At 36.5% G+C, this 26991-nt stretch carries 25 protein-coding genes; 11 read left to right on the forward strand and 14 right to left on the reverse strand.

Going from position 1 to position 26991, the window contains the following annotated elements; all coding sequences use genetic code 11:
- Positions 1-94: 94 nt before the first annotated feature.
- The 3 genes from JFV29_RS31450 to JFV29_RS16610 all read right to left on the reverse strand — a co-directional run bounded on the left by JFV29_RS31450 (position 95) and on the right by JFV29_RS16610 (position 3523).
- Positions 95-385 (reverse strand): MFS transporter, encoded by a 291-nt coding sequence (locus JFV29_RS31450; protein WP_342366569.1) that lies wholly within the window; start codon positions 383-385, stop codon positions 95-97.
- A complete protein-coding gene (locus JFV29_RS16605) occupies positions 330-1274 on the reverse strand; it encodes an MFS transporter (protein ID WP_342366570.1) in 945 nt (314 codons plus the stop codon). The genes JFV29_RS31450 and JFV29_RS16605 overlap by 56 nt, the downstream gene beginning before the upstream one ends.
- Positions 1275-1339: 65 nt before the next feature.
- Entirely contained in the window at positions 1340-3523 is a 2184-nt protein-coding gene (locus JFV29_RS16610) for a PAS domain S-box protein (RefSeq protein ID WP_201185307.1), read from the reverse strand.
- A 387-nt stretch (positions 3524-3910) separates the two neighbouring features.
- Between JFV29_RS16610 and JFV29_RS16615 the strand changes: the two genes are divergently transcribed.
- Entirely contained in the window at positions 3911-4819 is a 909-nt protein-coding gene (locus tag JFV29_RS16615) for a YitT family protein (RefSeq protein ID WP_053346480.1), read from the forward strand.
- 106 nt (positions 4820-4925) lie between these two features.
- Here JFV29_RS16615 and JFV29_RS16620 read toward each other — a convergent pair whose 3' ends face one another.
- The 4 genes from JFV29_RS16620 to JFV29_RS16635 form a co-directional block, all read right to left on the reverse strand.
- Positions 4926-5120, reverse strand: a complete 195-nt coding sequence (locus JFV29_RS16620) for a cold-shock protein (RefSeq protein WP_053346481.1) — start codon at positions 5118-5120, stop codon at positions 4926-4928.
- A gap of 997 nt (positions 5121-6117) precedes the next feature.
- On the reverse strand, positions 6118-6324 hold the full coding sequence (locus JFV29_RS16625; RefSeq protein WP_053346482.1) for a cold-inducible protein YdjO-related protein: 207 nt from the start codon (positions 6322-6324) through the stop codon (positions 6118-6120).
- 134 nt (positions 6325-6458) lie between these two features.
- On the reverse strand, positions 6459-8579 hold the full coding sequence (recQ, locus tag JFV29_RS16630) for a DNA helicase RecQ (protein ID WP_201185308.1): 2121 nt from the start codon (positions 8577-8579) through the stop codon (positions 6459-6461).
- A gap of 145 nt (positions 8580-8724) precedes the next feature.
- On the reverse strand, positions 8725-9591 hold the full coding sequence (locus tag JFV29_RS16635; RefSeq protein ID WP_201185310.1) for a 3D domain-containing protein: 867 nt from the start codon (positions 9589-9591) through the stop codon (positions 8725-8727).
- A gap of 254 nt (positions 9592-9845) precedes the next feature.
- Between JFV29_RS16635 and JFV29_RS16640 the strand changes: the two genes are divergently transcribed.
- The 3 genes from JFV29_RS16640 to JFV29_RS16650 are packed head-to-tail and all read left to right on the forward strand — an operon-like array spanning position 9846 to position 10928.
- Positions 9846-10079 carry a spore coat associated protein CotJA gene (locus tag JFV29_RS16640; protein WP_053346484.1) on the forward strand — a complete coding sequence of 78 codons (234 nt, stop codon included), beginning with the start codon at positions 9846-9848 and terminating at the stop codon, positions 10077-10079.
- Complete coding sequence (locus JFV29_RS16645; RefSeq protein WP_053346485.1) at positions 10080-10346, forward strand: spore coat protein CotJB; 267 nt, start codon at positions 10080-10082, stop codon at positions 10344-10346.
- 12 nt (positions 10347-10358) lie between these two features.
- Positions 10359-10928, forward strand: coding sequence for a manganese catalase family protein (locus JFV29_RS16650; RefSeq protein WP_053346486.1), 570 nt, complete (start codon positions 10359-10361; stop codon positions 10926-10928).
- Between the two features lie 47 nt (positions 10929-10975).
- Here JFV29_RS16650 and JFV29_RS16655 read toward each other — a convergent pair whose 3' ends face one another.
- Positions 10976-11848 (reverse strand): CvfB family protein, encoded by an 873-nt coding sequence (locus tag JFV29_RS16655; RefSeq protein ID WP_201185312.1) that lies wholly within the window; start codon positions 11846-11848, stop codon positions 10976-10978.
- A 401-nt stretch (positions 11849-12249) separates the two neighbouring features.
- On the opposite strand from JFV29_RS16655, the gene JFV29_RS16660 reads away from it, so the two are divergent.
- Positions 12250-13443 carry an alanyl-tRNA editing protein gene (locus JFV29_RS16660; RefSeq protein WP_201185314.1) on the forward strand — a complete coding sequence of 398 codons (1194 nt, stop codon included), beginning with the start codon at positions 12250-12252 and terminating at the stop codon, positions 13441-13443.
- 119 nt (positions 13444-13562) lie between these two features.
- On the opposite strand, the gene JFV29_RS16665 is transcribed toward JFV29_RS16660, so the two are convergent.
- Entirely contained in the window at positions 13563-13976 is a 414-nt protein-coding gene (locus JFV29_RS16665) for a hypothetical protein (RefSeq protein WP_201185316.1), read from the reverse strand.
- A 77-nt stretch (positions 13977-14053) separates the two neighbouring features.
- Entirely contained in the window at positions 14054-14245 is a 192-nt protein-coding gene (locus JFV29_RS16670; protein ID WP_056520676.1) for a hypothetical protein, read from the reverse strand.
- A gap of 141 nt (positions 14246-14386) precedes the next feature.
- Between JFV29_RS16670 and JFV29_RS16675 the strand changes: the two genes are divergently transcribed.
- Positions 14387-14908, forward strand: a complete 522-nt coding sequence (locus tag JFV29_RS16675) for a GNAT family N-acetyltransferase (protein WP_201185318.1) — start codon at positions 14387-14389, stop codon at positions 14906-14908.
- Between the two features lie 48 nt (positions 14909-14956).
- Here the strand turns inward: JFV29_RS16675 and JFV29_RS16680 are convergent, their stop codons facing one another.
- Positions 14957-17284, reverse strand: coding sequence for a HelD family protein (locus tag JFV29_RS16680; protein ID WP_242486903.1), 2328 nt, complete (start codon positions 17282-17284; stop codon positions 14957-14959).
- A 452-nt stretch (positions 17285-17736) separates the two neighbouring features.
- Between JFV29_RS16680 and JFV29_RS16685 the strand changes: the two genes are divergently transcribed.
- Positions 17737-17910 (forward strand): hypothetical protein, encoded by a 174-nt coding sequence (locus JFV29_RS16685; protein ID WP_201185319.1) that lies wholly within the window; start codon positions 17737-17739, stop codon positions 17908-17910.
- 92 nt (positions 17911-18002) lie between these two features.
- Here the strand turns inward: JFV29_RS16685 and JFV29_RS16690 are convergent, their stop codons facing one another.
- Positions 18003-18146, reverse strand: coding sequence for a hypothetical protein (locus JFV29_RS16690; RefSeq protein ID WP_201185320.1), 144 nt, complete (start codon positions 18144-18146; stop codon positions 18003-18005).
- Positions 18147-18787: 641 nt separating this feature from the next.
- Between JFV29_RS16690 and JFV29_RS16695 the strand changes: the two genes are divergently transcribed.
- Together JFV29_RS16695 and JFV29_RS16700 are read left to right on the forward strand one after the other, a co-directional pair.
- A complete protein-coding gene (locus tag JFV29_RS16695) occupies positions 18788-20407 on the forward strand; it encodes an ABC-F family ATP-binding cassette domain-containing protein (RefSeq protein WP_056520681.1) in 1620 nt (539 codons plus the stop codon).
- Positions 20408-20614: 207 nt separating this feature from the next.
- Positions 20615-20887, forward strand: a complete 273-nt coding sequence (locus JFV29_RS16700) for a hypothetical protein (RefSeq protein WP_201185321.1) — start codon at positions 20615-20617, stop codon at positions 20885-20887.
- A gap of 246 nt (positions 20888-21133) precedes the next feature.
- On the opposite strand, the gene JFV29_RS16705 is transcribed toward JFV29_RS16700, so the two are convergent.
- A complete protein-coding gene (locus JFV29_RS16705; RefSeq protein WP_201185322.1) occupies positions 21134-22441 on the reverse strand; it encodes an MFS transporter in 1308 nt (435 codons plus the stop codon).
- A 109-nt stretch (positions 22442-22550) separates the two neighbouring features.
- Entirely contained in the window at positions 22551-24125 is a 1575-nt protein-coding gene (locus JFV29_RS16710) for an AMP-binding protein (protein WP_201185323.1), read from the reverse strand.
- A 444-nt stretch (positions 24126-24569) separates the two neighbouring features.
- Between JFV29_RS16710 and JFV29_RS16715 the strand changes: the two genes are divergently transcribed.
- On the forward strand, positions 24570-25175 hold the full coding sequence (locus JFV29_RS16715; protein ID WP_053346544.1) for a TetR/AcrR family transcriptional regulator: 606 nt from the start codon (positions 24570-24572) through the stop codon (positions 25173-25175).
- Between the two features lie 449 nt (positions 25176-25624).
- Positions 25625-26983, forward strand: coding sequence for an IS1182 family transposase (locus JFV29_RS16720; protein ID WP_201185324.1), 1359 nt, complete (start codon positions 25625-25627; stop codon positions 26981-26983).
- Positions 26984-26991 lie beyond the last annotated feature (8 nt).

Below are 26991 nucleotides of genomic sequence, written 5' to 3' on the forward strand. Positions count from 1 at the left end.
ATATTTCCACTGAAAATAGACCTATTCGCTATAACGAATAGGTCTATTTAATAAACAAAACAATATATAAAATACACCTTCATGCTGAACAAAATTATTTCCAAAAAATAGTTTTCATTCTTCCAGGTACTTTCTCAAGCCTCATGAGCCACACTGTTAGAAGCATCCCCATAAGTGTGAGCAAACTGTAAAATAAGTACACCATATAAATCCCTGATTTATCCAAGATTATTCCGCCGCTAAAGGTACTGAACCAGTTACCTAACCCATTACCTATTGCAGAATAAAGCGTTACTGCAGTAACTGTTATATGAGGTGGGACGACTTCTCTAATATATTGTAAAGCTGCAGGAATGAATAACCCCAGTGAAAAACCTTGGATCATGGAAGTCACATATACTATTGCCAAACTTGGTTCCGTAAAATAAAACAACCAACGAAGCAATTCCAGCTAATAATGTGATTGGCAGCAGGCCTAATTTATTTATCCAGCTGCCTGCCATTCTCATAAATGGTATTTCCGACAATACAGCTAGCAGGAACGCAATACCAATTCCTGTATATGTCCCGCCCCTTGCCTCAACAAATAGGCCATAATAGACATTATTAGCAAGGTTAGGGCCGAAGATTAGAAATGTTACAGCAAGAAAGATTAGGAAACGTTTCATTGTTAACAGTTCTTTCATCCCACTGAAAAGTTTTGCCTTTACTTGAGGAGGCTCTTCAGGCAAGCGTAAAGCTAGAAGTGCCGCAATTAATAGGCCGATAAAAAAGGCGTAAAATATAACAGAAGGACCAATAAATGATTCCGATAACTTTCCCATTACAAAAACAGCCACACCAAAACCAAGCGAACCGAATAAACGTATTTTTCCATAATTCGATTTGATTCTTGTTGTATATTGAAGGGTAATACTATCTGAAACCGGTATAATGGCACTTTGAAAGATTGCCAATACAACTGCGACAGATACTAAAAGTAAATAGGGTTCGAAGAGCAAGTATCCTAAGCCAAACAAACCAGCGAGCAACGATGTCATTGCAAGAATTTTAGCAGGTTTTCCGCTCCAATCACAGACAATACCCCAAATTGGCTGAAAAACGATCATTACTATCGGCCCGACAGACATAATAGTACCTATTTCAATTCCATTTAACCCTGCCTCATTTGCTAAATAAACACTTAAGAGCGGTGTTAAACTTCCCACAGCAAAAAACGAAAAAAGATAAAAAATCTTCAAACTTAAGATATTAGCTTGTTTTTGTTTTTCCAAATCCAGTATCCCCCATGCGGTCATCTTCTTCAAAATTATCATATACATGCATCAAATACCAGATATTATACAAGCCCCACTTTTTCGATTCCATCATTGGAAAAATCCTTTACTATTTCCATAGGAAGGACAATATTAAAAACTGTACCTTTGTTAACTTCGCTTTCTACAAATACTCGCCCTAGGTGGCTTTCAATGATTTTAAAGCTAATCATAAGTCCTAACCCATTACCGGATTTTTTCGTCGTGAAAAATGGTTCTCCAATCCTCCTGAGCTGATCGGGTGGCATACCAACTCCCGTGTCGATTATGGAGATATGTACTTTCTCTTCTTTAAGTTCTGTAACGACTTTTATTTCTCCCCCGTCAGGCATTGCTTCTATCCCATTTATAACAAAGTTCAATAAGACTTGTTTTAAACGATTCTCATCACATCGAATTAGGATTTCCTCGTGATAACAATCAAAGAAGAGAATAACATTCTTCTTCCGTGCATCAAACTCTGTTAGAGATAAAACATTTTGAATAATTGGTACTATATTCTTCGTTTCCAAAATCAGGGACTGCGGTTTGGATAGTTCTAAGAATTCTTCAACTATCTCATTTACACGGTTAATCTCATCCATAATAATTCCCAAATACTCAAGTCTATTTTCATCTTTTTCATCTAATTGTAAGTATTCAGTATACCCTTTCATCGAGGTAAGTGGATTCCGAATTTCATGTGCGACACCAGCAGCAAGCTGGCCGACTGCAGCTAGTTTATCCTGTCGATGAAGCATCTCTTCTGTTTGTTTACGCTCCGTTATATCATACCTAAGCGCCAAAAACTGAAATGGTTTACCTTCCACAGTGTAAAATGGAACGATTGTTGTATCGACCCAATAATAACTGCCATCTTTCGCTCTGTTTCTAATTTCACCATTCCATACTTTACGATTTTGAATGGTCTTCCACATATCATCGAAGAATTCCTTTGAGTGATATCCGGAATTAACCAATTGGTGAGTATGACCAATTAACTCACTTCTCTTGTACCCGGAAACTTCTGAGAATTTATCGTTTACATCGACAATGATCCCTTTCTCATCGGTAATCGCCACTATGGATGATTGGTTAATAGCATAATACATATCCTCTAATTCCTTAATTGAGACCCTTAGGTCGCTTTCCGCTCTTTTCCGACGGGAAATATCCGAACGAATTGAAATATATTGATATGGTTTTCCCTTTTTCATAAATGGTACGATTGTAGTATCCACCCAATAAATCTCGCCATCTTTTGCCCGATTACAGATTTCCCCATTCCACGTTTTTCCTTGTTTGATTGTGCACCAAAGGTCAGCGAAAAACTCTTGAGGATGATAACCCGAATTAATGATAGAATGACTTTTTCCAATCAGTTCATGTTCTTCATATTGTGAGATTTCTATAAATTTTTCGTTAACATATGTAATGAGTCCTTCTGCATCAGTTATAGCTACAATAGAAGATTGATCCAAAGCATAACGGATATCACTCACTGTGCTATCACTCTTTGCCAAACGCCTTCCAACAATCGTGCTAGAACCAATTAAACTGGCAAGGATAAATAACGAAACAAAACTGACTAGATATAAAATAAACGGGCTAAGTTGAACAAATTCATTTTTCTCCTTTTCTCCAGTAACCGGAAACACTCTCAAAAAAAGAAAATACCCTTCGATGATTGCCGCACTCATAATCAGTGTACTGACTGGCTTAAGGGAAGATTGACTTACTTTATTTATATAAAATAAGACTAACAGTGAGATTAAAAATAAGCTAAAAATAATGAGTAGCGTAATAACAAGTAACAAAGGGTTAAATTGCACAGAGTTGTTTAAAGCAAACATGCCCATTATATAATTCGACAAAATCGCCATGGTAAACATAAAACTGCAAAAAATCATTTGTAGTAACTGTTGTTTATAAGAAATAGCTAATAATCCTACCCCTGCAAGAACAACCCCTATTGCTAATGAAAGCATTATCGAAGCAAAATTGTACGATGCCATTCCCGTATTCTCAAAAGTAAAAATGACCACAAAATTAAGCGTCCAGATAGCTACTCCCATAGAGCAAATGCTCCCTACATACAAAAGACGTTTGTATTTTACTATTGTAATTAATGTTGTCAGTAAATCTAAGGCTGTATAACACGCCATAAATACCAACAGTACGGCAATCATAAAAAGGATAGGATTAAATGATACTATTGATTGTTCCATTGTTTACATTGTCACCTCTGTCATTCTATTCTCCTATATTGTAATGGAAATATGTTGTACCTTAAAGACTTTTATTTCCTAATACCTATCTATTTACATATACTATCTTCCTGCTCATCATTTTTCTAAAGAAAAAGAGAAGTTTTTTTAATAAATGCAGTAAAATGAGAAATACTATTCTTCTGTATAGAGTAAAATAGAAAGGGCTTGTGAATTGACAAGCATTCATATACGGTTTTTTATTGCATGAAACACTTAAATGTACAATTACACTGGTTATTATTTAAAAAGTATATTAATTAAGAATGTTAATTTCTTTATTTAATTATACCTATAGGTTTATAATTAAATAGTACATATATAGAGAGAAGGAGTGGGGGCATGATTATGTCAGACTTGGCAAATACAAATACAACAGAAATTATGCAAAAGAAGACCCAGCATAAAAAATTAACACTAAGGCAAATATTACAAAGAGGTCTTTTAATTACAATCGGTGCTGTTTTAATGGCTGTCGGCCTCGAGATTTTTTTAGTACCAAATAATGTAATAGATGGTGGTATAACAGGTATATCTATTATGCTATCTTATATCACGGGCTGGAAGCTCGGTATCTTTCTTTTTGTTTTGAATCTCCCTTTCTTTTTTATCGGTTATAAACAAATTGGAAAAACCTTCGCATTATCTACTCTATATGGGATTTTAGTCCTTTCCATAACCACTACATTGCTTCACCACGTACCAGCTTTCACTCAAGATATCCTCCTTGCGTCCGCTTTTGGCGGAATGATTCTTGGAATTGGTGTTGGAATGGTTATTCGATATGGCGGTTCTCTAGATGGAACAGAAATTCTAGCTATTCTAGCTAGCAAGAAGCTTCCTTTTTCTGTTGGAGAGATTGTCATGTTCTTTAATTTATTCATCCTTGGCAGTGCTGGCTTTGTTTTTTCATGGGACCGTGCCATGTATTCGATTATAGCGTATTTCGTAGCTTATAAAACGATGGATATTGTTATCGCTGGTTTGGATGAATCTAAATTTGTTTGGATTATCAGCGATGAGTTTGGAGATATCGGTGATGCAATTATGAGTCGGCTTGGTCGAGGTGTGACCTTTTTAGCTGGCGAAGGTGCTTATTCGGGAGACGATAAAAAGGTTATCTTTTGTGTAATAAATCGCCTTGAGGAAGCAAAGCTTAAAGATATAGTCAAAAGCTTTGATCCATCTGCCTTCCTTGCAGTCGGAGATATTGCTGAAGTTCGTGGGGGCCGGTTCAAGAAAAAGGATATTCACTAATCTTCCTTATCTTTAATTTTTCTGGCTTTTTGCTACATCTACTTAAATAAGCAAAAAGATAAAAAACGCTGAAGGGGAATCCCCCTTCAGCGTTTTTTATAAAGACTTAATAGTTTCTTGGATTGTTGATTGCTTGAAGCATTCTAGTGCCGGGTTTCATTTCGCTGCCACATAGTGGACAAACGTGCTCATCATTACTTGTAAAGTTATCGCGGATCCAGCCTTTACAATCTTCTGATGTACATTCCCACACCTTTGTTTCTTCAGGAATGATTTCTTCCGTATTATTTCTTCTATACATGTATCTCACTCCTTAGAATTGAATTGACTCCGTCCTGCATAACAGATCCCAAGCCATAAAGATAAAAGAAGAATAGATGGCGATTAATCTAAATAATTGTGAGTAAACACTCATTCACTTATCTAAGATTTGTTGTTATTCTATACACTCAAACTCATTGAGTGGAAAGAACTTGAGATCACAACCATGAATTTTTAGTATCCCAGAAACCATTATATCATATATATGCATATTATAATTGAGTAAAACTTCTTATGAAGAAATGAAAGCCATTATTCTTTATATCCTCGTATCCATAGATCAGATAATCATGAAACACAGTCTCTGATTTCCCTAAGGCAATCAAGACTGCGTTATTGAAGAATCAATTTCACATGATTCTTCCTGCTCATTCGAATGAATAGAATGCGAATTAAGCATGAGAGTAATTTTAGTGCCAAAACCTAAGGCAATCAAGACTGCGTTATTGAAGAATCAATTTCACATGATTCTTCCTGCTCATTCGAATGAATAGAATGCGAATTAAGCATGAGAGTAATTTTAGTGCCAAAACCTAAAACAATGAAAGCCCTGCCTCTCTCCCATCCATACGGTTCCTAGACCGTGCCTGATAGAATCAGATAAAAGCTTGTAAGTACATGTTTATTAATTAAAACCGTCCGTAATTCCAATTGGGAAACTTAAATTCCAAAAGATAAATGGTACATAGAAGTAAGTTAATGAAGAACAAAAATGGATCGAGGAAAATACTTGGTGATTAGACGTATTTCTTTTTCTAGATGTGTTTAACTTGATTCTACTCCATCATAAAGATGATGAAAAATATTTTATTAATAAAAATGTTACTTTAAATTACCCTCCAGTGTTTACTCTTAATAACACTGAATCTCTATCATACCACATATGATTTTATATGTAAAGGATGCGACTAAAACAGAACACCGCGTGATACTCATACTATAAAATAAAAAATAAAAGAGGCAATAATTCACCTCTTTTATTTAAACGCATTATATTCATTTTCAATTTTTGGCAGTTCCCTTACTTCTTCAACTAATTGACTGCCGCACATTGGACAATCATAGTTTTCAGAGGCAAAATCTTTCCTCATCCATCCATTACAATCTGCTGATCCGCATGCATATACAATTGTATCTTCCATAATGATTTCTGGTTCCTCTGAATTCTTTTTACCAAAATACATGAGCAACCTCCTCTTTTTTATATAAAGATTCTGATTAAAGGCACTGAGTTTTTTACCTTTTTTCATTCCTAGTATACGCATCAAATCAAATTCTTATTTATCCAATGAAAAAATTATCCAAAAACCTTATTCTATTAGTTTTTTAATCCTGCTTTTACCATGATTGCTTTTATCATAAAGTATGAAAAATGGTCAGGAAGGGCCTCTTTCAATGGTTTTAGTTTCTCAGAATCCAATTGTTTGGCTGTTTCCAGTACAAGGTCATACTCCTCATCTAAGAAAAACTCTTCCCACTTGATCTCCAAACGTTCTTCTGCACACTTTAATAGATGATTTTCAATGGAGATCGAAGACAGTCCTCTTAATGTCGCAATTTCTTTGAAGGATTTGCCTTCCTGATAGAAACGGTAGCTTTCTAGATGAGATGGTACCGTGGTTCGCTTTGTTGTTTCTTTTTTAACCATTGTATTCACTTCTATTTCAGGATGTGCTTGTAAATAATGAGAAATCACTTCTAAGAACACTGCTCCAAAGCGGTCGTATTTCTGAGTGCCTACACCCTTAACATCAAGGAATTCCTGTTCTGTTCTCGGCAGTTTTGCTGCCATATCTTTCAAGGATGCATCGGAAAAAATAATGAAAGGCGGTACATTTTCCTTGCTTGCGATTTCTTTTCTTAAATGTCTCAATTCTTCGAACAATCCATGATCGATACTAATGCTGCTTACTTGTTTTATTTCTTTTCGCAGGACTTTTTTCTGTCCTAAAAGCACTTCTCGTCCAGCATTGGTTACTTTAAGAACTGGATATTGCCCGCCTGTCATTTCGATATACTGTTTAGCAGTCAGGAAATCAATGAAGTCAGCAACATCCTTTGCCGATTGATTTTTGATAATTCCATAAGTTGAAATCTTTTGAAAGCCAAACTCTTCAATTTTCTTATTCCGGGAACCGGTGAGTACCTGACTAATCATCGTTTTGCCAAATCTTTCACCCATTCGTAACATACACGAAAGAACCATCTGTGCCTGAGTCGTTACTTCAACTGAGTCACGTTTATCTGTACAGTTTTCACAGTGGCCGCAATCTTCAGGATTCTCTTCTCCAAAGTATTGAAGAATATAGGCTTGTAAACAACCTTCAGTAAAGCAATAATCCTTCATTCTATTCAATTTCTTCAGTTCTTGTGCCTGCCACTCTTGCGAAGGGTTCGATTGATCGATTAGGAAGCGTTGTATCTGTATATCTTGAGGGGAGTATAAAAGAATACATTCGCTATCCAAACCATCTCGACCTGCACGACCTGCTTCTTGATAATAGCTCTCCATATTCTTAGGTGTTTGATAATGAATGACGTAACGAACATTCGACTTATCGATACCCATTCCAAAAGCTGATGTCGCTACTATCAAAGGAACATCATCACGAATAAATTGCTCCTGCTGTTCCGAACGGTCTTGTTCATTCATACCAGCGTGATATCTGCCTGTTTTGAAGCCAGCTTTATTAAGCTTGGCGTACAATGAATCGACTTCTTTCCTTGTTGCTGCATATATGATACCCGACTCATTTTTGTTTTTTTCAATATAGCGCATTAAAAACCGTCCGCGGTTCTCTTCCTTGACGACGGAAAAAAACAAATTATCTCTTGCAAATCCTGTTGATATTGTATGTTGTTCAGATATTCCAAGTGACTGACAAATGTCCTTCGTCACATGTGGTGTGGCTGTCGCCGTTAATGCTAGAACGGCCGGAGCTGAGGGCATTTCTTTCAACAAGTTTTTGATTTTTAAATAGCTTGGTCTGAAATCATGACCCCATTGCGAGATACAGTGAGCTTCATCAATGGCCACCAATGAAATATCAACATTAGCCAGTTCCCTCTGAAAAGCAGGGTTTTCCAATCGTTCAGGTGCCACATAAACAAGCTTGTACCTTCCCTGCTTAATATCGTTCATTCTATTGGAAGCTTCTATCCCTGAAATAGAGCTGTTAAGTAATGTGGCATCTATACCATTTTGTTCGAGGGCATCTACTTGGTCCTTCATCAAGGAAATAAGTGGGGATATGACGAGGGTGACACCAGGCAATAGAAGAGCTGGAATCTGATAGCATATTGATTTGCCTCCGCCAGTCGGCATGATTCCTGCTGTATTTATTCCTCCTAAAACTTGTTCAATTATCTGTTCCTGACCGGTACGGAATGACTCATATCCAAAATACTTTTGTAAATAATCACGTGCTTTTTCTATCAATGTACTACTCCTCCTATTTAACTTGTAAGGATTTATTACTTTCATTGTACCTGCTTTTTCCGTGAACCAAAAGGACAAAAAAAGTAGACACATGAAAACTCTGTGCCTACTTTTTCTATATATAAACATGTTTTACATGACTAAATTAGTTTAAGATTTGTAATTTAACGTTTTTAACGCCCCAATTAATAGCATCCTGCTCATTTGGAATAAAGATGTCTACTTTATTTCCCTTTATGGCACTGCCTGTATCAGCCGCTGTTGCGTAGCCATAACCCTCCACATAAACTTTTGAACCAAGTGGGATAACTGATGGGTCTACTGATATAACTTTTGTATCCGGATTTGCTTTTAAGTCGATTCCAGTAGCTGTAGTACCGCTACAACCTTGACAATCAGCAGTATATGCAGTTGCTCTTACAGTAATCTCTTTTTCTATGCCTGATTGATTCGTAGATTCACTGTTAGATACTGTATTTTCTTTTTCTGCTTTTTCAGCTGGTGCTGCTGGCTTTGCTTGCTCAGCTGGTGCTGCTGGTTTCGTTTGCTCAGCTGGTACTGCTGGTTTCGCTTGCTTAGTTGGCGCTGATGGTTTCGCTTGCTCAGCTGGCGCTGATGGCTGTTCAGGCTTAACGCTCGCTGCCTCATCTTTGTACGTCGCAGGTTTAATAACTAGTTCCTGCTTTGGATGGATTGTATCTGAATTTAAACCGTTCCAAGATTTAAGGTCATTTACTGATACATGATATTTGCCTGCAATTTCCCATAACGTGTCCCCGGACTTGACCTTATAATGCTTTTCTTGAGAAATATGTAATGTTTCTCCTGAATAAATCGTATCTGAAGACAAATGGTTCCAATCCTTAATATCTTCTATTGATACTTTATATGTTTGAGATATCCCCCATAATGTGTCTCCATCTTTCACATTGACATCTTCTGCTTGTACCGGAATAGTGAATGCACCGGATATTGCAGCCGCTGCCGCTAACGATAAGATTGATTTTTTCATATGTTGTTACCTCCTTGTGAGCTTTTTCATAAGCTAACGTTTTCAATATTACCATAGTTATTTCCTATACAAAGAACAAACAGATAAAGAATAGATGACAAACATCACAGTAAGATAACGAGCCGATAACAAATAGTCTGAATATTACAATGAATAATGGCTTGTATTTAACTGATCCCCCCCTTTTTGGGTCATATTTTTTTTATCCAAGCATAATTATTTAAGGATGTACCTTTTAAAAAGGAGGTTTCAACTTGACACGAGCAAAGACTTTCACCCTAATCAAGTCTTATAAACCGTTCCATAGCAAATTCGATCCCTGCCCACCGATTGGAAGAAAGTATTTCAGTACACCTCCACAATTGTATATAAATTTCCAGCCACCAAATCTAGAACAGTTCACACCAGAAGAGGCACTCAAATACGGTACCCTTTGGAAATTCTTTTACGATTTTTATGATAATCCTTATCGCGAAAGGGAGACGTAAATGAATAAGAAACTGGATGATGAATATTATCAGTTGCTTGAGCAAATACAGGCTGCAGATTTCGTACTTGTCGAACTAACCCATTATTTAGATACACATCCCACTGACCAGCAGGCACTGCAGCAATTCAATCAATTCCAACTGTACTCCAAACAATTGAAAGCAGTATTCGAGCCTAAATATGGGCCATTACTTGGATTCGGAAATAGTCCTGGAGGGGAAAATAAATGGGAATGGGGCCAAGGCCCTTGGCCATGGCAAGTATAAGGAGAGATATCTATGTGGGTTTATGAAAAAAAGCTACAATACCCAGTAAGGGTTAGCAACTGTAACCCCAGACTGGCAAAATATTTAATAGAACAATATGGGGGAGCTGATGGTGAGTTGGCTGCCGCACTCCGATACTTAAATCAACGCTATACAATACCTGATAAAGTCATCGGATTACTTACGGATATCGGAACAGAAGAATTCGCTCACTTAGAAATGATTGCCACAATGGTTTATAAGCTTACAAAGGACGCCACACCACAGCAGATGGTTGCAGCTGGTCTTGGCGAACATTATGCGAATCATGATGGTGCCCTTTTCTATCAAAATGCAGCAGGTGATCCATGGACAGCCACATACATCCAAGCTAAAGGCGATCCTATTGCTGATTTATATGAAGATATTGCCGCTGAAGAGAAAGCCCGTGCAACCTATCAATGGTTGATTGACATCTCGGATGACCCGGATATTAATGATTCACTAAGATTTTTAAGGGAAAGAGAGATTGTACATTCCATGAGGTTCAGAGAAGCTGTAGAAATTCTAAAAGAGGACAAAGGGAAAAAAAAGTTTTTTTAATAAAATCCATATAAAAAAGGCAACGGAAATTTCCCGCTGCCTTTTTGTCATTTTCGGTCTGAAGAATAGGTCCATCCATCTTCCTGATAAATCTTTTCTTCTTTCATCAGTTTGCCCAGAGCACGTTTGAATGCTCCCTTACTTAATCCGAAGTGGAACTGGATATCATCAGGTGGAGTCTTATCGCCATAAGGCATCGCGCCACCACGGTTCAATAAATAAGTGAAGATGACATCTGCATCTTCTTCCATTAAATCTTGCTTAAACGGAAATAAAGAAACATTGAGGGTACCATCTTCTTTACTATCAATGACACGCCCTTCAACTAATTCTCCTAAGCGGGGCTCCTGTTTGCGTTCACTTTCGTGAATAAAGCAGCGATACCCTTCTTGTGAAACAAAGAAAGAACCAACCATTAGCAAACGATAGACATTCCCTTTCACGGTCGTGTTACGGACTCCTTTTAAAGGAGCTTTAACAGCAATCTCTTGAATTACATCTTCTGTTGCAAGTTTACCGAACAACCGTTCATTACGATCGGTTTTCAGGGAAACATATAGTCGATCACCAACTTCAGGCCATAAATGGTCAATGTTTGGCAGATCATCCAGTGATACCAGAATATCTTTGGAAAGGCCGATGTTGACAAAGACCCCTAGTTTCTTTTTCACATTGACTACTTCTGCCCAGCCATACTGATCGATCTGAATTTCAGGAATTTTCATTGTTGCTGTCAACCTGGCTTGTTTATCATGATAGATAAATACCGTTACTTCATCACCAATTTCAAGCTCAGTTTCTTCATTCATTTCATTATGATGAAGTAAGACATCTTCCGAACCATCCGTCAAGAACCAACCGAAATCTGCCTTACGTTCTACTTCTAACTCTACAGCCAAACCGGCCTGAATTTTTTGCATGTATAAAAATCCTCCTGTAACTTACCTTTACCTACAATTGTACCCAATTATTTATTTTTCCAACATATTTGAATTTATCATTTTTTTGTTGTTCTGTATACCTATTACGGTTTTTTATTTTTTGCTCCTTGTCAACTTCCATGGTTGTTTGAGGAACTAAAATTTGAACTCGTTTTCCATTACCACAAAGTTTGCATAATGAATTTTGAAAAGTGACTGGGTTTGTATGGTTTAACTAGTGTTCCGAAATACCTTTTACGTCGTAATAGTCTTGGATTCGTCCAACTCTAACACACCTACTAACCATAAAAACCTTTGCCAATCTACAAACCTTGCTTTTTCATAAAAATGACTTGCGATGTTATAATTTAATGACCAACTGAAAGGGAAAGGAATTATTCATGACTAGAAAATTGTATTACACGTCATCAAAGACATCTCAATGGGATACAAAAATCCAGCAGATTTTCGAAGAAAATGGCTTTTATTACATCACTCTTGAAGAAACTGCTTTTTATCCAGAAGGAGGTGGTCAACCTTCCGATACAGGCAGTATAGAAGGAATCACTGTCCTTGACGTTACAAAAAGCGAGGATGGAAATATCCTTCACAAGCTTGAATGTAGGCCAGGTTCTGAATTTGTTCATTGTGAACTCAATTGGGAACGCCGCTTCGATCATATGCAACAGCATAGCGGTCAGCATCTACTCTCGGCTGTCTGCCGGGAACTGTTTGATGCGAATACTATCAGTTTTCATCTTGGAACGGAAAATATAACTATTGATATAATCGCGCCCCAATGGACCGAGGAACATACGATAGCTACTGAAAAGCAGGTTAATCAATATATCTATGAGAATCGCAAGCTTCTCACATATTTTGTGACAAAAGAGCAAATACAGGCACTTCCTGTCGTCAAAATGCCAAAGGTGTCAGAGAATATCCGTATTGTTGAAATTAAAGGGATTGAGTATAATCCTTGTGGCGGAACGCATGTAGAACAAACCGGGGAGATTGGCCTAATTAAAATCCTCAAAACGGAGAAACAAAAAGAACATACACGTCTATATTTCAAATGCGGATTAAGGGCATTGAACGATTTTTCTGATAGTCTTAATGTTCTTTCAGCATTATCAACTAAATTTAATACCGGACGAAAAGAAATAATCAACAGGGTGGAAAAACTAGAAGATGACTACAAACAACTAGCAGCAACACATGAAAAACTCAAACTTGAAAATGCAAAGTTCCTTGCTGATTCCCTGCTTGAAAATAATGGGGATGGGTTCATATCTCATATTTTCGAAGACAGCTCATTGAAAGAACTCCAATTTCTTTCAGCTACAATGGTTCAAAAAGAAAAAGTGCTCGTGTTATTTGCATCATATAAGGAACAAAAGATCCTGCTCGCGCACAATGGGTCCTCCTCCATTCATTGCGGACAATATTTTAAAGAAACACTCAGCTCGTATAATGGTAAAGGCGGGGGTAATGAAAAGTCTGCTCAAGCGGGGTTTGCTTCACAAAAAGATTTAATGGCTTTTTACGAATTCACAGCTGAACAAATCCGCTCAAAATTTGGTCATGATGAATAAAAAGCTTATGTGGTAAAAAAATCATTATAGTGGTGGAATTCATATTATTTTCACTTCGAAGTTATAGAACCGAAAATAAAGGAGAGAGGACAAATAATGCCCTCTCTCCCTTTCACCCCTTATTCTTCTATCTTTAGATTCTCTAACCCACGTTCTTCAATATGAAGGTGATATTTTTCTTCGAGTTCCATAATTCGTTTAAATGCTTCCTCTTGAGTATACTCTTGAAGGTTCGATTCCTTTGCAAACTCTTTTCTTGCCATATGATAGGCAAGCTTATCCCTGAAAACCCCTTCTTCATATTCATCTATAACTTCATGAAGTTTATTTTCCAAGTCATGACTTAAATCATATATTTCATATTCCTTCACAAAGTGGATTCCTTCCATGCCAAAATCCTTTGCATAGGAATTCAGGTATTGTTCTAAGTCACTAAACTCTTTATTATTTTCAATATCGGAAGCAACCCAATATCCATACTGAACCATTTTGAACAATGTTTCATATTGTTTTTTCGTAAAATTAATTTTCATTGTTTACTCCTTTTCAGGTCATCTCTACAACAAAAAGAATAAACCGTATTGGAACAAAAGTCCAATACGGTTTATAATCAATCCAATATTTCAGTTACAGAAAAATAAGCTGCTTTTTCAGTATCTACGACATAATGGCAATCGCCTTTAACTAAATTATAATAGCGGTGTTTTTGAATATTTGAAATCATTTGAGTTGAGTCATCGCCGTCTACCTCATGCTCTATTTCTTTGCCGCCCGGAAAATAAAAACTAACTTTCAATTTCATCTTTCTCATCCTTCCCTTCATCTGGTTGAATCACTCTCTTATTTCTTATCCTTTTTAGAGTAGTAATAAACATAAATTAAATGCTTATTCACTTTTTACATGATATTCTAGAAAAAATAACGAAATCAGAAGGTGATTTTTATGAAAATAAGGAAGGCTACAGAAAAAGATGTAACCGGAATAGCCTATGTACATATAAACAGTTGGCAATCGACGTATAAAGGAATCCTGCCGAATCAATATCTGACTTCTTTGAATCTAGAAACCAGAAAAAAAAATTGGCTAAGAAATTTAAAGATGCTGCATAATGCCACTTATGTAGCTGAAAATGGTGAAGGACAAATTATTGGTTTTGTAGCTGGTGGCCCCGAACAAACTAATGATTCCCATATTCAAGGAGAAGTATATGCCATCTATTTATTAAAAGAGTATCAAAGACAAGGAATTGGTCGAAAAATGATTAAAACGGTTGTTGATGAACTCATAGATAAAGAACATAAAAATTTAATTATCTGGGCTTTAAAAGATAATCCTTCATGCGGTTTTTACAAAGCTCTCGGTGGTCATGTAATCGCTGAAAAAACTGTTAAAATGGCCGGAATTGAGTTAATCGAAGTCGGTTATGGATGGGATGACATTCACGAAATTCTTTTGCATTTGTAAGAAAATCATGGCAATAGGAGGTAGATTAAAATTAAAATCCCCCTCCTATCATTTCCTCAGAAGGAAATCCTCTTTTTCACTTCCCAAAAAATAAAGCCGGTGTAATGGTCTTGTCATTGTGACGTAAAGTAGTTTAATATCGAGTTCATTCTTCCGACTATAAATTTCCTCCAGAGATATCGCAAAGACTACATCGAATTCTAGACCTTTTGCTTGATATGAGGGTACAATTAACGTTTTATCTTTCGGAATAATTCCTGCTTCATCTACTAAATGGAAGCCATTATGACATCTACTCAATTTCTCGTTTGCTAGCTTACAATCTTTCATCGTTTTGGCAATAACGGCAAACGTTTTGAAACCTTCTCCTTTTAATTCTTCGATATGTTTAATCAACTCTTCTCCCCAATCATCCTTATCGATAGAAATGAATTCTGGTTCTGTCCCATGGCGGACTACAGGCTCAACTTCTGGGAAATCATATTGTAACAATTGAAGAATTTGATTAGCCTGTTTCATTATTTCAACAGTCGTTCTGTAGCTTTTTTGTAGTTCTGTGTATGTCGCCCTCGGAAAAATACGACGATGGACCTCTTCCCATGTTTGAAGTCCTCGATATGAGTGGATACCTTGAGCAAGATCACCTACTAGAGTGAACATATCAGTATCTACTGCCGTTTTTAGCGCCTGCAATTGCATGAAGCTATAATCCTGAGCTTCATCTATGACGACATTTTTTGCTTTGTTATCTTTATCCACACCAAAAAGTAGCTCCTGTAAATATAATAATGCACCCAAGTCCTCCAATTCATAACTTTTCTCATGAATTAACTTTTGATTATAATTACATAAAGCACATGCATCTTCACGACTAAGTTTACCGCTACTGTACGAAGCCAGTTGCTCGGGATCTTGGTACAATTCCTGATAGTATTGAAGAAGGTTTTTATTTTTAAAATGCTTAAAATAGCCTTTTACAGAGGAACGGATTGCTTTTTTAATCTGTCCGATTCGTTCCTCCTTTTTATCGAGACATTTTGTTACAAATTCCTTGCGTATTACTGGATCAATATTCTTATAGAGGGCCTTTTCTATTTTGACGTCATAAAAATCCGTTACTCGTTCAAGCATTTTTTTCTTTTTCAGCTTCACTTCATTTTGTAAAATGGCCTTTAGCTTGTCGAGCCTGCTGTATAATGGTAAATACCAATAATCCTCTTCCAGTAGCCTAATGAACTTCTTCGCAGAATAGAGGCGATATTTGTCACAATAAAAATCTTCTTCCGGATGAAAACTCCTGAAAATATCCTTCACATATTCGTCCAAAATTAATTTAAATAATGGAGAACCCTTAAATCCAGATATCCAGATCGCTGCTTTTGTTTCTTCATCATCCTTTTCCAACAAACGTGTCAATTTATTATCAGCTACTAGCTTCAGTTGCTTTCCGATTGCTACCTGAACATACTCGGCGAATGTGAATTGTTTTACTTTTTCAACACCTAATTCCGGCAATGCTTCAGAAATGTAATCAATGAATACCCGGCTCGGGGCAAGAATCATCAACTGGCGTGGGTCAATCAAGTCTTTATAATGGTATATAAAATAAGAAATCCTATGTAAGGCTATTGTTGTTTTACCACTGCCCGCAGCTCCCTGAACAATGATTGGTTTATTTAAATCAGCTCGAATGATTCTATTTTGTTCTTCCTGTATCGTGGTAATGATATCGGTCAAACGATTGCTCGAACTTTTGGAAAGGGATTCCTGTAATAATTCATCCGTTGTTGTTAAATCAATGTCCCTGACCTCTTCTAACTCACCATCTTCTATCATTAACTGCCTCTTTAAAGTGATGTTCCCGCTAAATGTTTCCCCTTCTGCTTCATATTCAATTTCACCAATCCGACCCTCGTAATAAAGATTAGCTATTGGAGATCTCCAATCGACGATAATCTGTTCCTGGCTTTCCCTCTGATAAAGGGAAGTTTTCCCGAAATAAAGTACTTCGCCTAGATCACCATCATTTCGTTCAAAATCAACTCTTGCAAAATAAGGCTTTTTGCTTGCCTTGCGTAAGCTTTCCAGTTCAGACCTAGACATTTCAAAAAAGTTGGCAGTTGTCAACAACTGAGAATATAGGCCCGACTCAGACCAATCCGCATCACCAAAAGCCTCTTGCATATTCCGTTGAAATTGATCTTTGCTGGTTTCTGATGTTTTGATGACTACATCTATATAGCGCTTAGTGAAATCCAACCTCTGACGTTCTTGTTCAAAATCAGGATGTCTTACCAAAAGAACCATTCTCCTTCCTACATTTGATTGATTAAACGGGAGAAAAAATACCGATACAACGATGAAATGGACATTCATACTATCAGAAAACCAATGGGTTGACAAATCCCTTAACATAGATTTATTTTTCAAAACAAAAATCCCAGAATATTACCCAATATTTGAAGGATAAATGATATATTCCTGATTGAATTTTGTTTTTATATGTTGACTTATGAAAGAGCATCTAAATGCTCTCAGTAGGCAATTAATTGAATACCTTTCAGAAATTCAAGAGATAAATATATAAAAACTACATCCCAGGAAATTCATTACCATGTTGGGAGGCGGAAGTTTATTATTGTTTCCGTCCATTGTATATCTCTTTATCAGAAATTAGTGAACATCTTGCTTATCAAAAAGATGTTAAGCCAATCAAGCTTGAATTGTAACAGATAAACCCTTCCTTTCTTGCTTCCCTTCAAACTGCTTACGCGACTGCACAAAATTCCTTATTATTAGCAAGAAGACGAACTTACATTGTATACTATTTGGGAGCAACCATACCTACTGTATTACTTGCAGGAGATGTAGAAACGACAAAATTTAGCCGTCCAGATATAAAGACATTTTCGGATGCACAGTTAAGTCGTTCTTTAACAAGGTTGAAAAGGATATCTGGATTGACAGGTGCTTTTTTTCTCAAAGAATCGATTATGATTTAATCTATTAAAAAAGCACCCATTTATTCGGATGCCTACATACTAAATTCTCATCTGCAAACTCACCCATACTAGTTTAATAGCTTTTTTGTAAATTATAAGATAAATAGAAACGATTTTTTTATATTTGTGTTAGAATTTCCATTCCCATTTCCATTTAGATTTACATTTGTGCTCACTTTTACATTTGTGTTCGAATTCACAATGTATTTCAGGAAACCAAAACGGATTTTTTTCATCCTAACAACCTCCTTTATACTGTATATGTATATTTTGATAGAAGGTGTGGACAAGTATCTGTTTTCACTTAACTTCTCTTTTTGCAAAATATTATCTTCATATTTCCTTGCATTAATTTGTGTAGCTTAACTTCTAATTGCTCAGCAATTTCTTTATTTGCAGATTAGTTAACGCGCTAAAGTAATCTATTTGCGTGAAAGGAATAAACATATTAGAAATGATTATTTATTAACCTCATTTTATTTAACTTATTATGCATAATTCGGAAAGCATCCAACCTCATACCGACATCAAATATCTCTTCCACTACTACATAAAAATATAAAAAAGTGGCTACGATTTTCTCATGTCGATTGAATTTTGTGTGAATGACGAAAAATATACATGTATGTCAAAAATATTTGATGAAATTTTTCAAATTATATCTTAAAACAAAAATGCTCGTTAAATTTTTGCCCCTAAGCGTTTGTTTTTGCTAATCTAACTTTAATTTTCCTCTGAAATAAGATACAATCTAACGGACGGCAAAGTTTTAAAAATATACAAGTGTAAATTTCTGCTCATGTTATTCAGTGTCTTAAAAAAATAAAAAGTTGCTAAAAACGTTGATGCAAACATAGTTTTGGAGGAATGTAAATAAATGATTACTGTAAATAATGTTGGTTTACGCTATGGCGATCGTAAACTGTTTGAAGATGTTAATATAAAATTCACGCCTGGTAACTGCTACGGACTAATTGGGGCAAATGGTGCCGGTAAATCCACGTTCTTAAAAATTCTTTCCGGTGAAATTGAAGCACAATCCGGTGATGTTCATATGGGGCCTGGCGAGCGCCTAGCCGTTTTAAAACAAGATCACTTCGCTTTTGAAGAAGAGGAAGTTCTTAAAGTAGTTATAATGGGGCATGAAAGATTATATGAAGTCATGCAAGAAAAAGATGCAATCTATATGAAAGAAAACTTCACTGATGAAGACGGAATGAAAGCAGCCGAACTTGAAGGTGAATTTGCAGAATTAAACGGTTGGGAAGCTGAACCTGAAGCTTCGATCCTTTTGAAAGGCCTTGGTATTACTGAGGACCTTCATACAAAGAAAATGGCTGAATTAAACGGTGGCGACAAAGTTAAAGTATTACTTGCTCAAGCACTATTCGGAAAACCAGACGTTCTTTTACTAGATGAGCCTACCAACCATTTGGATTTAAAAGCGATTAAATGGTTGGAAGAGTTCTTAATCAACTTTGAAAACACAGTTATCGTAGTTTCCCATGATCGTTACTTCCTTAATAAAGTTTGTACGCATATCGCGGATCTTGATTTCGGTAAAATCAAAGTTTATATTGGTAACTATGACTTCTGGTATGAATCAAGCCAGCTTGCTCTTAAATTAACACAAGATGCCAATAAGAAAAAAGAAGAAAAAATCAAAGAACTTCAAAATTTCATCGCTCGATTCAGTGCCAATGCATCTAAATCGAGTCAGGCAACTTCCCGTAAGAAATTATTGGATAAAATCAGCTTAGATGATATTCAACCTTCTTCCCGCCGCTATCCATATGTTGGCTTTACACCGGAGCGTGAAATCGGAAACGACTTGCTTCGTGTAGATGGAATTACAAAAACAATTGATGGTATAAAAATATTGGAAAACGTCAGCTTCACGATGAATAAAGGTGACAAGATTGCTTTTGTCGGTAAAGATGAAATTGCAAAAACCACCATGTTCAAGATCTTAGCAGGTGAAATAGAGCCGGATAGCGGATCTTTCAAATGGGGTGTTACGACTTCTCAGGCATACTTCCCTAAAGATAACGCTGAATTCTTCGATGGTGTTGACTTAACTCTTGTCGATTGGCTGCGTCAATATTCTCCTAATGATCAGAGCGAAAGCTTCCTTCGCGGCTTCCTAGGCAGAATGTTATTCTCTGGTGATGAAGTTACGAAAAAGGCTAGTGTTCTTTCAGGGGGCGAAAAAGTCCGCTGCATGCTTTCTAAAATGATGCTAAGCGGTTCAAACGTTCTAATGCTTGACGAACCGACTAACCATCTTGACTTAGAGTCAATTACGGCATTGAATAATGGATTAATCAGCTTTAAAGGGTCTATGATTTTCTCTTCTCATGATCATCAATTTATTCAAACGGTAGCAAACCGAATTATTGAACTTACACCAAAAGGTACTATCGATAAGCAAATTAGTTACGATGAGTACCTTGAAGATACTCAATTGCAAAAACAAGTTGCTGAAATGTACAAATAATAGATTAATGAAAGCAGCACATCCTTTTATAATGGATGTGCTGTTTTCATTTCCTCAGTTCCCCTACCATACAGTTCTTTTTTTATCCTACGTATAGAAGATAAAAAACAATCTTCAATAATTATTAATCAATAGTAATCTTTTCCTTTTAGCACTGAATAATATTGAGAAGTAAAAGGTATATTGTTAAGAAAGGAGTGAGTAAAATTGGATGAGATTTCAGTAAAAAATGCTTTTGAGGAGACAGGCTATCTTTTTTTATATGATAAATTCAGTTATCAATTTTATGTAACCGGAATATTTGACCTAGTGGGTCAACAAGCTATTATTGTTGATTTTTTAAATTCCTATAGCTTTGATGATAAAGGTTCACTCTTTTTTGACGATTTTTCATTTTTCTTTAATTGTTTTCATTATTCCTATCAAAAACAGAAGTGGTCAACTTTCCTAAAACCCGATTATGATGAACATATTAGTTGAAATCAAAAAACCGGGTTATAGACCCGGCCATATAATTAACATTTAAAAAAAGATAGGAGATGGGGGAGTAAGGATAGGCTTATCCGTAGCCGCCAAAAGCAGGACCAATTAATAGGCCCGCAGGCAAACCTCCTAACAGTGTGCAAACATAAAGACGTCCAAAACCAATGCTGAAGCCCCCTGGTTCGAAAATAATGATTGTTAAAGAAATTGACACTATAGCTTTTACCAGTATTCAGATAATAATTAAATTTGAAGTGAATTATCTTTTTTAAACTTTTCTTTACTTTCTTCATATTGTGATATTTTTTTAGTGTTGGGAACAAACAGGCTTAATACCAAAGAAAGTGTAAGCCCTCCCATCATGAATCCTCCAAATACCCAATGCGATGGGCCAAATGAATCTACCATTGTTGTCCATAACATAGGACCAAAACCTACTATAGCTGCGGCCATTTGATAGCCGAAAGATAGCCCAGTATAACGAACTTTAGCTGGAAAGAGTTCAGAGAACAATGTTCCTTGTGTAGCGAAAATTGCCGCCCAAATTATACCGAGCATGGCAGCCTGCATATAGTACAACCAAGTCGCTCCTTGTTCAATCATGAAAAAGTAAGGTATTGCAAGAAGAAACATAAGTACCAATCCACTAATATAGATAACTTTCCTACCGATAAAGTCAGAAATATATCCCACCACTGGAATCGTAATAATCATCGTAGCACAGCCAATTGTTAGAGCCGTTAAGGCTATTTCGTTTGAATAACCCAAATAGGTAGTAGTATAGACGAGTACAAAAGACATAAGAAATACATTGAAGAACCCATCTCCAATTTTGAGTCCAATCACATGAAAGAGGCTTTTACGATGATTGCGGAATGTTTCTACAATAGGTACTTTCGCAATTTCTCCGCTTTCCTTCTGTTTTTGGAAAGCCGAAGTTTCCTCTATCCCCCCTCTGATCCAAAGAGCCAAAACGATTAGAACAGCACTAAAAAGGAAAGGAATCCGCCAACCCCAGGCTAAAAACTGGGCATCGGTAGTCAAGTAGGCTATAAGAGTAAGACTGAAAGAACCCGCTACCAAACCTAATGGAACCCCTAATTGTGGAACAGAACCGTAAAGTCCCCGACGACCCTTCGGTGCGGATTCGGTCGCCAGGAGGACTGCTCCTCCCCATTCTCCTCCTAAGGAGATTCCCTGAATAAGCCTTAGGACAACCAATAATATAGGTGCTAGCAGGCCAACTTGATTATACGTAGGGAGTAAACCAATAAGAAATGAACTACCTCCCATACCGATAAGAGTCCACATTAGTGTAGCTTTTCGTCCTATTCTATCTCCAAAGTGTCCAAAAATAATACTTCCTATTGGTCTCGCAGCATAACCTATCCCAAAGGTGGCGAATGCAAGAAGAAGGGCAATTGATGGATCTTGACCTGAAAAAAAGAGAGTTGAAAATACTAAGCCCGTAGCGGTACCGTACAAGTAAAAGTCATACCATTCAATAACTGAACCGGAAAGACTTGCCAATAGAACTCGATTCTTATTCATATAGAACATCCCCTTTTGACGACCTCTGTCTTTTTCAAATAACATTGACCCAATTCTATTAATTTATAAAATCTGTTGGTATTTAAGTTTCGTTATAATTAACAAATCTTTAGGAATGAGTTTTAAATCTTTGATTATGCATTTGTCTTAAGATGTGTTTCTGCACTTTTCCCACTGCAGTTCTAGGAAATTCATCAACAAATTCTATTGTATCAGGGACTTTAAATTTGGCTAAGCGTTTGCGACAGTAAAGAATAAGTTCATCTTCTCTAACATTGGAATTTTTATGTAAAATAACATATGCCTTAATAGCTTCGTCGCGCATCTCATCAGGAATGCTGATTACAGCAGCCTCATAAACCCCTTCATAATCTGCCAGAGCACTTTCAACCTCGTTTGCCGCAACATTTTCGCCTGCCCGTTTAATCATATCTTTAATTCGATCAACAAAATAAAAGTAACCATCATCCCCGATTCTGCCATTATCGCCTGTGTACAACCAACCATCTCTTAATGTTTCTTTCGTTGCCTCTAAATTTTTATAATACCCCTTCATTAATGAACGACCCGGAATCCCTTTAACTACGATTTGACCTGATTGTCCATTTTGTACTTCATTTCCTATTTCATCGACTATTTTTACTTCATAACCAATGGTAGGCTTTCCAATACTATTATTATTGCGAATCCCATCTAATGGATTCATTAGTGGTACTCCCACAGTTTCAGTCATCCCATACATCTGTAGTAAAGAGACATTATACTTCCCTTCAAAATCCTTTAATTGTTCTTCCGCAACCGACTGAGCAAACCAGATAACTCTTAAAGAATGATGAATATCAGTTTGGTCGAATTTCTGTGCAAGAATCATTCTTATAGGTGCAGCGAATAAGGAACCTACCGTTGCACCTAAGCTTTTGGCTTGTTTGAAATAACGCGAAGCACTAAATCGTTCGGTTATTGCAATACTGCCCCCTACTACTAGAGCAGACATTGTAGAATAATACTGTGCATTTCCATGAAACAATGGAAGAACGATTAATTGCCTATCATTCGGAGCTAAGCGAATTGATTTTGACATAACTTCCCCTGTGAATAGATAGTTCGCGTGTGTAATCTGAACCCCCTTTGGTTTTGATGTTGTACCTGATGTATAAAGTAATGCAGCCACATCCTCGGAATCTACATAAATATCCGGTAAATCAGATTTAGCTTTTGCTATTAAGTGCTTTAAGTCTTTATCCACATATTTCTCACTTTCACAACGAACTAGCAATATTTCCTGTAAATACGGTAGACTTTCACGTGTGTTTGTAAATTTGTCTAAATATTTCTCTTCCGTAATGAGAAGTATTGACTCCGAATGATTCAGTAGATATTCCATTTCATCTTTAGTAGATAAAATGTTGGTTGGGACCATAATAGCTCCGATATTAGCCAATGCAAACCACGAAGTCATAAACTCTAGACAATTTGGGAGATGCAATGTTACATGTTTACCTTTCGTTACACCTAAATCAATAAATACGTTACTTAAACGATTTACTGTATCAGCAAATTCACCATAAGTTAATTCAAATCTCTTCTGTTCTATATCTTCAAAAAGTAGAAACGTTTTATCTTTGTGCCTAGCTGCTTGCTCGTTTAATAACTCTTTCAATGTTCTATTTCCGACAATATCCATCCATTTTCCCCCTTTAAATCCCAGCATGTTTGACACACCCAAATAAAACGCTTACATTTCTCACCAAAGAATACAAAATAGAGACTATATCCACAAACTACAGTCTTCGATTTCATTATAATTATACATCGCATCACAGTCAATTAATTTTCAGAATATTTATAATTATATTATAATTATGATAATTCGATATTCCCAAGCTCTATTGTATCAAGGTATTTAAGAAATAAATAAAGAACATCTCCTCAAATCCTGTATAATTAACCTTATTAAAAAACTACCAACTGACTCGAGTGAGGCCCTATTCCTTATTATAGCGGCTGATAGATATAAATTAACAAAGTTGTTATTCATTGTAATCGCCAAAATAAAATGAGGTTTATAGTTATGAGAAGTTCTTCGAATGGCAATTTTTAAACCACCTTTTAAAAAGGAGAGATATAAATGGCACGTTCTACCCCAAGACAAATTAAATCCCAACAAACTAAAAAGAAAATTTTAGAAGTTGCTCTGGATCTTTTTAGCAAAAAAGGATTCAATCAGGTTTCAGTTGATGAAATTGTAAGTGTTAGCAATACATCAAAAGGTGCGTTCTACGTGCATTTTAAATCTAAGTATGAAATCTTCATTGAAAAGTTTAAAGAGATTGATGATTTTTATGCCTCTTTCACTAAATCAATACCTAAAGACCTTAGCTGTAGTGAGAAAATTCTTCTCTTAACCAAATCTCAAATGGTTTTTTTGAGAGATGACTTAGGAAAGGATTTGATGAGAACAGTTTACGTTAGTGCATTGATTCCAAATCAACCTAAATCTCTTTCAGACACAGATAGAACCCTATACAGAATCGTTCATTCATTTGTTCAAGAAGGACAAGATGCAGGAGAATTTAGAAAAGAGATTCCATCTGAAGAAATTACTATGCTGATCACACGTTGCATGCGAGGAACACTTTATGATTGGCTTATATTTGGAGGGGATTTTGATCTTGTAGAGGAAATTCAAAAATTTATTCGTACCATTTTAGTTGAAAACATATCGACAAAGTAATAGAAATTTCACACTTATTGTTAACATGTCATATTTTTACTAGCCTATTAAAAGCTAAATAAAACCACAGAAACCTATAAAACCTTTTAGACATATAGAAAGTGCGCTTAGACATCCTAACACCACTCCACAAAAAAAGGTAAGAGCATAATTATGCTCTTACCTCAGACTGTAGACAAACTCGATGAAAATCGAGTTTGTCTACAGTTTTTTTGAGGGGTTGTAAAAATTCGACGTTGATTTCCACTCCAGGCACTCGCTTTCCGCGGGCGGTCAGGGAGCCTCCTCGGCGCCTTTGCGCCTGTGGGGTCTCCCTTGGACACGCATTTCCCGCAGGAGTCTCGCACCTTCCGTTCCAATCAACTTTGTTTTAACAATTAGATATAACCACTTTTGCCTACAGTCCTTTTTGTTTTAATATAGAAGTATTAAAACTTGAGGTGATGACGATGCTTTCGAAACATAATTCTATTCAGCGAGATCAACTTGAAATGATTACTTTGGATCAACTGGTGCCAGCGAACCATTTGGTTCGTAAAATTGAGGGAGCCATTGACTTCACTTTCATTTATGACTTGGTGAAAGATATGTATTCAGAGATAGGGCGCCCAAGTATTGATCCAGTTATTTTAGTTAAATTGACATTCATTCAATATACCTTCGGTATTCGTTCGATGCGTAAAACGATTGAAGAAGTTGAAACGAATATGGCTTACCGTTGGTTTTTAGGTTACGGTTTCCATGATAAAGTACCTCACTTCTCAACGTTCGGGAAAAATTATGAGCGTCGCTTTAAAGATACAGACCTGTTTGAACGGATTTTTTATCGTATCTTAATGACAGCTTCAGAAAGAAAGTTAATAAGTGCAGAGCACGTATTCGTTGATTCAACACATGTGAAAGCCAGTGCGAATAAGCGGAAATTCGAAAAGAAAATCGTTCGTAAGGAAACACGAGCATATCAAGGACGCCTTCAAGAAGAAATAAATCAAGATCGTGAAAACAATGGAAAGAAGCCTTTTCCACCGGATAAATTTGATAAAGAAGAAACCAAAGAAATTAAAGAAAGTACAACTGACCCTGAGAGTGGCTACTATGTAAAAGATGAACGAACAAAACAGTTTGCCTATTCATTTCATGCGGCTGCGGACCGCAACGGTTTTGTGCTGGGGACGATTGTAACACCGGGAAATACGCATGATAGTCATATCTTAGAGCCTCTTGTTGAACAAGTGATTGAGAAAGTTGGAAAACCTGAAGCTGTTGCCGCAGATGCAGCTTACAAAACACCAGCCATTACAAGCTACCTTTTTGGGAAAGAAATCACACCAGCTTTACCCTATACACGTCCACGAACAAAAGAAGGGTTCTTTCGCAAGCATGACTATGTTTACGATGAACATTTTGATTGTTATCTCTGCCCATCGGGCGAGATTTTAAAGTACTCAACAACAAATAAAGAGGGCTATCGCGAGTACAAATCACCCAAACACACTTGTGCGACATGCTCATTTTTATCACAGTGTACAGTAAGCAAAGATCATCAAAAAGTGGTGACACGCCATATCTGGCAAAATTATATGGAAGAAGCAGATCATCTGCGTCATCACAAGGATGTAAAACCTATATATGCGAAACGTAAAGAAACAATAGAGCGTGTATTCGCAGATGCAAAAGAAAAGCATGGTATGCGTTGGACTACTTTAAGGAGACTTAAAAAATTGTCGATGCAGGCGATGCTTACTTTCGCTGCCATGAATTTAAAGAAGATAGCCAATTGGACATGGCAAGGTCCAAGAATGGCTTAATAAAGTGG

The organism is Peribacillus sp. TH16, from assembly GCF_016651095.1.
GTDB lineage: Bacteria > Bacillota > Bacilli > Bacillales > DSM-1321 > Peribacillus > Peribacillus butanolivorans.

Bases quoted from the DNA above. Each gene is read 5' to 3' on its own strand.
- JFV29_RS31450 (WP_342366569.1), bottom strand. From the start codon at position 385: ATGATCCAAGGTTTTTCACTGGGGTTATTCATTCCTGCAGCTTTACAA.
- JFV29_RS16610 (WP_201185307.1), bottom strand. From the start codon at position 3,523: ATGGAACAATCAATAGTATCATTTAATCCTATCCTTTTTATGATTGCC.
- JFV29_RS16615 (WP_053346480.1), top strand. From the start codon at position 3,911: ATGTCAGACTTGGCAAATACAAATACAACAGAAATTATGCAAAAGAAG.
- JFV29_RS16620 (WP_053346481.1), bottom strand. From the start codon at position 5,120: ATGTATAGAAGAAATAATACGGAAGAAATCATTCCTGAAGAAACAAAG.
- JFV29_RS16625 (WP_053346482.1), bottom strand. From the start codon at position 6,324: ATGTATTTTGGTAAAAAGAATTCAGAGGAACCAGAAATCATTATGGAA.
- JFV29_RS16635 (WP_201185310.1), bottom strand. From the start codon at position 9,591: ATGAAAAAATCAATCTTATCGTTAGCGGCAGCGGCTGCAATATCCGGT.
- JFV29_RS16645 (WP_053346485.1), top strand. From the start codon at position 10,080: ATGAATAAGAAACTGGATGATGAATATTATCAGTTGCTTGAGCAAATA.
- JFV29_RS16650 (WP_053346486.1), top strand. From the start codon at position 10,359: ATGTGGGTTTATGAAAAAAAGCTACAATACCCAGTAAGGGTTAGCAAC.
- JFV29_RS16655 (WP_201185312.1), bottom strand. From the start codon at position 11,848: ATGCAAAAAATTCAGGCCGGTTTGGCTGTAGAGTTAGAAGTAGAACGT.
- JFV29_RS16660 (WP_201185314.1), top strand. From the start codon at position 12,250: ATGACTAGAAAATTGTATTACACGTCATCAAAGACATCTCAATGGGAT.
- JFV29_RS16665 (WP_201185316.1), bottom strand. From the start codon at position 13,976: ATGAAAATTAATTTTACGAAAAAACAATATGAAACATTGTTCAAAATG.
- JFV29_RS16670 (WP_056520676.1), bottom strand. From the start codon at position 14,245: ATGAAATTGAAAGTTAGTTTTTATTTTCCGGGCGGCAAAGAAATAGAG.
- JFV29_RS16675 (WP_201185318.1), top strand. From the start codon at position 14,387: ATGAAAATAAGGAAGGCTACAGAAAAAGATGTAACCGGAATAGCCTAT.
- JFV29_RS16680 (WP_242486903.1), bottom strand. From the start codon at position 17,284: ATGAATGTCCATTTCATCGTTGTATCGGTATTTTTTCTCCCGTTTAAT.
- JFV29_RS16690 (WP_201185320.1), bottom strand. From the start codon at position 18,146: ATGAAAAAAATCCGTTTTGGTTTCCTGAAATACATTGTGAATTCGAAC.
- JFV29_RS16695 (WP_056520681.1), top strand. From the start codon at position 18,788: ATGATTACTGTAAATAATGTTGGTTTACGCTATGGCGATCGTAAACTG.
- JFV29_RS16705 (WP_201185322.1), bottom strand. From the start codon at position 22,441: ATGAATAAGAATCGAGTTCTATTGGCAAGTCTTTCCGGTTCAGTTATT.
- JFV29_RS16710 (WP_201185323.1), bottom strand. From the start codon at position 24,125: ATGGATATTGTCGGAAATAGAACATTGAAAGAGTTATTAAACGAGCAA.
- JFV29_RS16715 (WP_053346544.1), top strand. From the start codon at position 24,570: ATGGCACGTTCTACCCCAAGACAAATTAAATCCCAACAAACTAAAAAG.
- JFV29_RS16720 (WP_201185324.1), top strand. From the start codon at position 25,625: ATGCTTTCGAAACATAATTCTATTCAGCGAGATCAACTTGAAATGATT.